General features: G+C 58.4%; 4 protein-coding genes. 3 read left to right on the top strand and 1 reads right to left on the bottom strand.

What is annotated here, in order from left to right; translation table 11 throughout:
• Nucleotides 1-1683 (bottom strand): FG-GAP repeat domain-containing protein (locus tag ABX749_RS15230; RefSeq protein WP_372896722.1); only part of this gene is annotated, 1683 nt, incomplete at its 3' end.
• Nucleotides 1684-1950: 267 nt separating this feature from the next.
• On the opposite strand from ABX749_RS15230, the gene ABX749_RS15225 reads away from it, so the two are divergent.
• From ABX749_RS15225 to ABX749_RS15215, 3 genes are all read left to right on the top strand, one after another.
• Nucleotides 1951-3420, top strand: coding sequence for a sulfatase (locus tag ABX749_RS15225; protein WP_372896721.1), 1470 nt, complete (start codon nt 1951-1953; stop codon nt 3418-3420).
• A 146-nt stretch (nt 3421-3566) separates the two neighbouring features.
• A complete protein-coding gene (locus ABX749_RS15220; protein ID WP_372896720.1) occupies nt 3567-4916 on the top strand; it encodes a Gfo/Idh/MocA family protein in 1350 nt (449 codons plus the stop codon).
• 27 nt (nt 4917-4943) lie between these two features.
• Nucleotides 4944-7403: protein kinase (locus tag ABX749_RS15215; protein WP_372896719.1), on the top strand; the 2460-nt coding region annotated here is incomplete at its 3' end.

Raw genomic sequence — 7403 nt, 5'->3', positions numbered from 1 at the left:
GTCACCCAGGGGTTGATCGTCCAGAGACAGTTGAACGATGCCGTAGTCCACGGCACAGGTCAGCACCACATCCAAGTCAATCACTCCCGTTGCCGGTGGCAACTGGATCGTCAACGTGTCTCCCGGTCTGGCATCGGTCCACCACAGTTGCGACTTGCCGCTCCACGTGTCGGCTTGGAAATTCGACATGTCCTGCGCACGCGCCACTCCACCGGTCGTACGGAACTTCAGCGATTCACCTTCGATCGCACCGACAGCTCGCGCGGTCTTGGGATCGATTTTGGACTTTGGGCCGCGTCGTGCGTTGGCGTTGTCGGCGCGGGGCGGCTCGGGGCCGGTGTACGGTTGGGGTTGGGCAGCCATCCAGTCCGCTTCGCTGACCGATTGGCGCGAATGGCTCAACACATGGGCGCCCTTCATGCCGCCGACAATGATGTCCGGATTGCCGTCGTCGTCCAGATCGTTGACCACGATTTGGCGTCCGATCCCGGCTTCACCATCGGCTTGGTAGGGAACCCAGTCGACTCCGTCTTCGCCGCGAACGAGGCGAAACCAGTAGACCACCGCACCGGCATCCCACATCGGGCTTTGTTTGTGGTGCGACCAATACGTCTTTCCCGTCACGATGTCTTTTAATCCATCGCCGTCGAGATCGGCCAGTTCAACCGAATGGGGCTCGCTGAACAGAACCCCGTATTTGTTTTCCGAGGGGTGCGATCCCATGATCAGATGCTGTTTGAACGTGCGCTGTTCGCCGTCGACGATCTGTTCAAACCAAGACAATCCGAAGTTGTGCGCCGAGTCGCTGGTGATGATGTCGTTGTCGCCGTCGCCGTCGACATCATAGGCGTACATCTCCGCGCCGCCGCTGCCGCCGCAAAGCTTTGCCTCGTGATGCATCCAACGCGAAGTCAACGGGTCGGTTTCTGGTTGTTCGAACCATCCGTTGGCATGGATGATGTCCAACCGGTCGTCACCGTTGACGTCGCCGATCCCCAGTCCGTGCCCAAACCGTGGCGCGGCCATCCGCGGCGAAATGGCATGAAACTGCCATGTTCCCAACGGGTCGTTGGGATCAATGGTGGCGAAACCGAAAAAGCCGTCCCGCGTACAGACCAGTTCAGGCCGTTCATCGCCGAGCAAGTTGATCAGCTCGGGCGACTCGTTGGACACCCAGTCAAACACTTGGTGCTTTTTCCAGTGGGCATCGAGTCCCGCCTGCTTGGGATTTTCGTAAACGTATGCCGGCGTGCCAGGGAATCCCACAACGAAGATGTCATTCCACCCGTCGTCGTTGAAGTCATCGATCCACGAGAAAAAGTTGTCCGCATAACGATTCATGTCTTGCGGAACCGGCGGATAGATCTCGTGCTTCGATTCGTAATCCGGTCCCGCGAACCAATAGGGTCCATAAACAACATCCTTGACGCCGTCACCGTTGATGTCTCCCGCGGAGACGCCTTCGGAGAAGTAGGTTCCGGTCAATTGCTTTCGTTCGAACTGGTGCAGCACGAGATCGTCTGCGGCAGACAGATCCAGGTGGCCAAGTGTGGTAACAATCGAAATCGCGACCCACAGAAGACTGCGAGAGGAAAGCGTGAGGCTGTGATTCTGCATCGGAAGCATGCCGGCGAGGGTGGGGAAGGGAAACGGCGGGGGGACGTATTCTACAACGCCCGTCACGCGGATGCACGTCGCTCCAAGGCCCCGCCTTGAAAGTGGACTAAGCATCCCGCTTGCCATTCACGCCGGCAAAGTGGGGTAAGCATCCTGCTTGCCACTCCCGCCGGCTCCGCCGGCAAAGTGGGGTAAGCATCCTGCTTGCCATCCTCGCCGGCTCCGCCGGCCGTCTCACAAGCCAGGAGCCTGGGAACAAGCGGCCCAACCCATCGTGTATCTTGTAGGACCTGCGCTACCTTGAACCATCCCGCCCGTTGAGACGCATCTGCGATGAAACAACTGCTCTTCTCCGCCACCGCGTGTTTGCTGCTGGCACTGCCAATCCACCCGAACGCCAGCGCCGAATCCCGCGGCGATCGGATGAACGTGTTGTTCATCATTTCGGATGACCTGACGTACACCGCGTTATCGTGCTACGGAAACACGGTCTGCCAGACTCCCAACATCGACGCGTTGGCCGCCACCGGAACCCGATTCACGCGGGCTTATTGCCAAGGGACCTATTGCGGTCCGTCGCGTGCCTCGTTCATGTCGGGGTTCTATCCGCACGCAACGGGGGTGTTGGGATACAAGAATCCGCGCCCCCAGATCGGCGACCGCGCGACCTGGTCTCAGCATTTCAAGAACAACGGCTATTATGCCGCGCGGGTCAGCAAGATCTTTCACATGGGGGTTCCCGGTGGGGTCGAAGATCACGGACCGGGGCGTGACTACAACGGAGCCGACGACGTTTTGTCATGGACCGAGCGGTTCAACAGTCCTGGGGCGGAGTGGCGTGCCGCCGGCGATGGCGAGACGTTGGAAGGCAATCCAGATGGCAAGAAACCCGTGGTTGGCGGAAACACGTTCGTCGTGGTCGAAGCCAACGGCGGTGATGACATTCACAGCGACGGCAAGACGGCGGCAAAGGCCTGTGAGTTGATTGCACAGTCGCGTGAAGAACCGTTTTGGTTAGGCGTCGGATTTGTGCGCCCCCACGTGCCCTTCGTCGCGCCGGCGTCTTACTTCCCGCCTTACAAGCCGTACAGCAAATTGGAACTGCCGCCCAAAATCGACGGCGACTGGGACGACATCCCCAAGGCCGGCATCAATTACAAAACCAGCCAAAACATGAAGATGGATGTGCGGCGGCAAAAGAAAGCCATCGGTGGCTACTATGCGTCGGTCGCCTACATGGACGCTCAAGTCGGCAAGGTGCTTGACGCGCTCAAGTCGTCCGGCCAAGAAGACAACACGATCGTGATCTTCACCAGCGACCACGGCTACCACTTGGGCGAACATGATTTTTGGGCCAAGGTTTCACTGCGAGACGAATCGGCGGGCGTGCCACTGATCATCCGCGTGCCCGGAAAGAAGCCCGCGGTCTGCCACAGCTTTGTCGAACTGTTGGACCTGTACCCGACCGTGGCGTCCCTGTGCGGGTTGCCGATCCCGGAGCATGTGCAAGGCAAAGACATCTCGATGATGTTGGATGATCCCGAACACCAGGTTCGCGAATTCGCCTTCAGCGTCGCACCGATGCGGAAAGGTTTCTTGATTCGCGAGGATCGATTTGCGTTCATTCAATACAAGGAAGACGCATCCGGTGGCATGGAGTTATTTGATACCCACGTCGACCCTCAAGGGTATCGAAATCTGGTCGATGACCAGAAATACCAAGACGTTGCGGCGAGGATGCGATCGACGCTGACGCAGAAACTGGCCGAAGTTCGCGACAATGATTTATCGCGCGGTCGGTGAGTCAATGGTGGGATGGCTTCCAACCTGTCGAAGCCGAATTGACAGGCTGGAAGCCTCTCCCACACTCTCCTTGGTTGCTTGTCGTCGACGCACAGGCGATACTGGAACGATCTGTCCCTCCTCTTCTCATTCATGGACATCGCAACATGGATCGCCGGAAATTTCTCGCCGGATCCGCGCTGGCTGCATCCGCAGCCGCCACACGCCACGCCTATGCCGCGGCGGGTGACACAAAACGTCGCGTCGGCTTGATCGGATGTGGCTGGTACGGAAAGTGCGACTTGCTGCAATTGCTGAACATCGAACCGGTGGAAGTCGTTTCGTTATGCGACGTCGATTCGAACATGCTCAACGAAGCCGCGGACTTGATCGCGACACGGCAGGTTTCCAAACAACGGCCTCGCACCTACGGCCAGTACACCGAGATGCTGGCCGAAAAAGACTTGGACATTGTCCTGGTGGCCACGCCCGATCACTGGCATGCCTTACCCATGATCGCGGCGGTCCAGTCGGGCGCCGACGTCTACGTCCAAAAACCGACGGGCGTCGACGTGCTGGAGAGCAAAGCGATGTTGGACGCGGCGCGGGCCAACGACCGAGTGGTCCAAGTCGGCACGCAACGCAGAAGCACACCACATTTGATCGAGGCGAAACAGCGTGTCGTCGACGCAGGACTGCTCGGCGATGTCGCGCACGCGGAAGTCTGTTGTTACTACCACATGCGAGCGAGAAAGAATCCGCCGGACACCGCGCCGCCGGAGTACCTGGATTACGAAACCTGGACGGGACCGGCACCGATGCGTCCCTACAACGAATTGGTGCATCCGCGATCTTGGCGTGCGTTCATGGAGTATGGCAACGGCATCGTCGGTGACATGTGCGTTCACATGTTGGACATGGTGCGTTGGCAGCTCGGTCTGGGCTGGCCCAAACGGATCAGCAGCAGCGGCGGTATTTACGTCGACCACGATTCCAAGGCAAACATTTCGGACACCCAATCGGCTCGCTATGAATTCGACCAGCTGGACATCAATTGGACGCATCGCAGTTGGGGCAACGCACCCGATCCGGAATGGCCATGGGCCGGAATCATCTACGGTGATCGGGGAACGTTAAAGTTGGACGTTCACAAATACGAGTTCACGCCCCGCGGCGGCGGCCAAAAGTTGACCGGTGAAAAGCTGATCGAAACCGACAAGTATCCCACGGACATCGCCGACCAGAAAGATTGGCGGCTGGAATTGCATGTCGCTTCGGCAATCCGCGGACACATGCGAGACTTTTTGGACGCGATCGATCAACGGTCCAAGCCGATCGCTGATATCGAACAAGGTCACATTTCCAGTGCGTCGTGCATCATGGCGAATGTGTCGATGGAACTGGGGCGGTCGCTGGAATTCGACCCCGCGACGCACACGATCGTCGGTGACGACGAAGCGACGTCTAAGCTGAAACGCCCCTATCGCAAGCCCTACGTCCACCCGTCGCAAGCGTAGGGCGTTCTTTCCCCCACGTTCGCTCCAATGATCGACTACCCGGCCGAAGAGGACGAAAGCAACGCGTCACAGGACCTAGAGGTCCTGCTTGACCAAATCGCTGACCAGTTTCTTGCCGCCGGTCGCAGCGGAGACGAACCACACATCGATGAGTTTGTCGGTTCGCATCCCGCGGTCATTGAAAACCCCGAGATCCGAAAACCGCTGCGGCAACTGCTGCAAACGATCCAGGTCTTTGGTCATGTCGCCGACGCTTCGGTCAAAGCGCCTGTCGAACGGGTGGCGGATCCCGAGCTAAGGTTTCCGCAAATCGAGGACTACCAGTTGCATCGCGTTTCCGGACGCGGTGGCATGGGCGTCGTCTACGAAGCGACCCAGCGGTCACTGTCGCGTAAGGTGGCTTTAAAAGTCTTGCCGCAACAATTGCTCGGTGACAAGCAATCGCGGGCGAGATTTCAGCTCGAAGCCCGCTCGGCCGCGCAGCTTCATCACACCAACATCGTGCCGGTGTTTCAAGTCGGGAACGACGGCAGGCATTGTTTTTACGCAATGCAATTCATCGAGGGACACTCGCTTGACGAGGTGATTCGCCAGCTATGCGAGTTTCGCGATCAAGACACGTCGAGATCGCGACACGGTTTACCACCCGACGCCAATCAACAGAAACGGCGCAACGTTTGTGAAACGGGCGCTCCGTCCCATTCCTTTGGTGAGCGGACAAAGACGGAGGCCAATTACCAAACGGTTCAACTGGACGCACTGTCCTTGGTCACCGAAAATCGAAGAACGCATCCAACGCTTCCCAATGGTGAATCGGATGACGACTCACAAAGCCAGTCATCGATCGTCACATCGCCGCAATCCAAACCATTTTTTCGCAACATCGCACGGATCGGTCGACAAATCGCCGATGGACTGCAACACGCCCACGAGCATGGCGTCGTTCACCGTGACATCAAGCCCTCCAATATCATTTTGGATCACAACGGAGTCGCATGGATCACCGACTTCGGATTGGCGAAGACCGAAGACGCCGATCTGACTCGCAATGGCGACGTCGTGGGAACGCTGCGATACATGTCACCGGAACGTTTCGACGGCAAGTGCGATCCACGCAGCGACATCTACTCGCTGGGAGTGACGCTGTACGAGATGTTGGCGTTGCAATCTCCGTTCGCCACACATGAACGAGTGAGTTTGATTGCGTCGATCCGTGAGACAAGGCCGCCACCGCTTCGTTCCTTGAATCATCGCGTCCCCCGCGACCTGCAAACCATCGTCGAAAAATCGATGGAAAAGGAACCTCGGCGGCGGTACCGCACGGCCGCCGCGATGGCGGACGATTTGAGCCGCTTCTTGGATGGCCGTCCGATTCGTGCGCGTCGCGTCGGACCGGCAGAGCGATTTTGGTTGTGGTCAAGAAATAACGCCGGACTGGCAATCTCACTCGCGACCGTCGCCGTGGTGCTGATCTTGGGTACGATGATCAGCGCATGGTTGGCAATTCGTGCAAGAAACGCGGAGACGCGAGCGATCGCTCTGGCCAATCGTGCCACCAGTGCCGAAGACGTCGCGGTGGAGGAACGAGAAACGGCCCGGAAAGCGCTCGCACAATCACGGTTCGACCTCGCGGAGAAAGAATACGAGCGAGGGAAGTTCGATGAAGTGCAGAAAATCATCGACGAAACGCCCGAAAGGTTTCGCGACGCAAACTGGCGTTTCTTACGGGACCACTCACGAGATTTCACCAAGCAATATGTCTTCCCCAACCGGGGTGGCGTGCGACGTATCCAGATTCTCCCGTGCAACAACTGCTTCGTCGCGTTGTGTTACCACAAAGTGATCGGCGTCTTTTCGTTGACAGGTCATCAGATCGGCGAATGGTCGAGCGCAAGTGTGCCCTCGGGCGTCGACTTCGGCGCGGACGACAACGGCGAACGGATTGCCTATCCGGTGTCCGACAACAAGGTCGCGGTGCGCGACGTGGCAACCGGCACGATCGTCCATCGCTGGACCTGCGCGCTGAAGACCGTGCGTTACGTGTTGCTGAGTCCGGACGGTGAAACGGCGATCGCCGCGGACGACCGCATGCTGATCGCGTACGACGTCAAAACTGGAAAACCGCTTTGGAATCTTGCCGTCTCCAACATCATTCCCGACTTCAGCCCCGACGGTCAATCGATCGCAGTACTGGCGGCAAGAAACAAGCTGCAGGCGACCATCAAGATACTTAAAACGCGCAGCGGCATCGTTCGCCGCAGCATCGACGCGACCGTCGACAATCCCAGCAAGATCAGACTGCAGTACACCCAAAACGGCAGGCTCGCGTACTGGGGCAGCGACGAGCTATTGATCTGGGACGTGGCGTCGGGAAGGAAAGTACGAGCAATGCATTTCCGCGACGAGAGCGTGAAACTGCTCAGCGACGATGGCGAGGTGGTGGTGACCGCGAGCGGCGGCATCATTCGTCTTTGGGACGTCTCGACG

The organism is Stieleria sp. (genome assembly GCF_041595215.1).
GTDB lineage: Bacteria > Planctomycetota > Planctomycetia > Pirellulales > Pirellulaceae > Stieleria > Stieleria magnilauensis.
This window is presented reverse-complemented; position numbering and strand designations above follow the sequence as displayed.

Bases quoted from the DNA above. Each gene is read 5' to 3' on its own strand.
- ABX749_RS15225 (WP_372896721.1), top strand. From the start codon at position 1,951: ATGAAACAACTGCTCTTCTCCGCCACCGCGTGTTTGCTGCTGGCACTG.
- ABX749_RS15220 (WP_372896720.1), top strand. From the start codon at position 3,567: ATGGATCGCCGGAAATTTCTCGCCGGATCCGCGCTGGCTGCATCCGCA.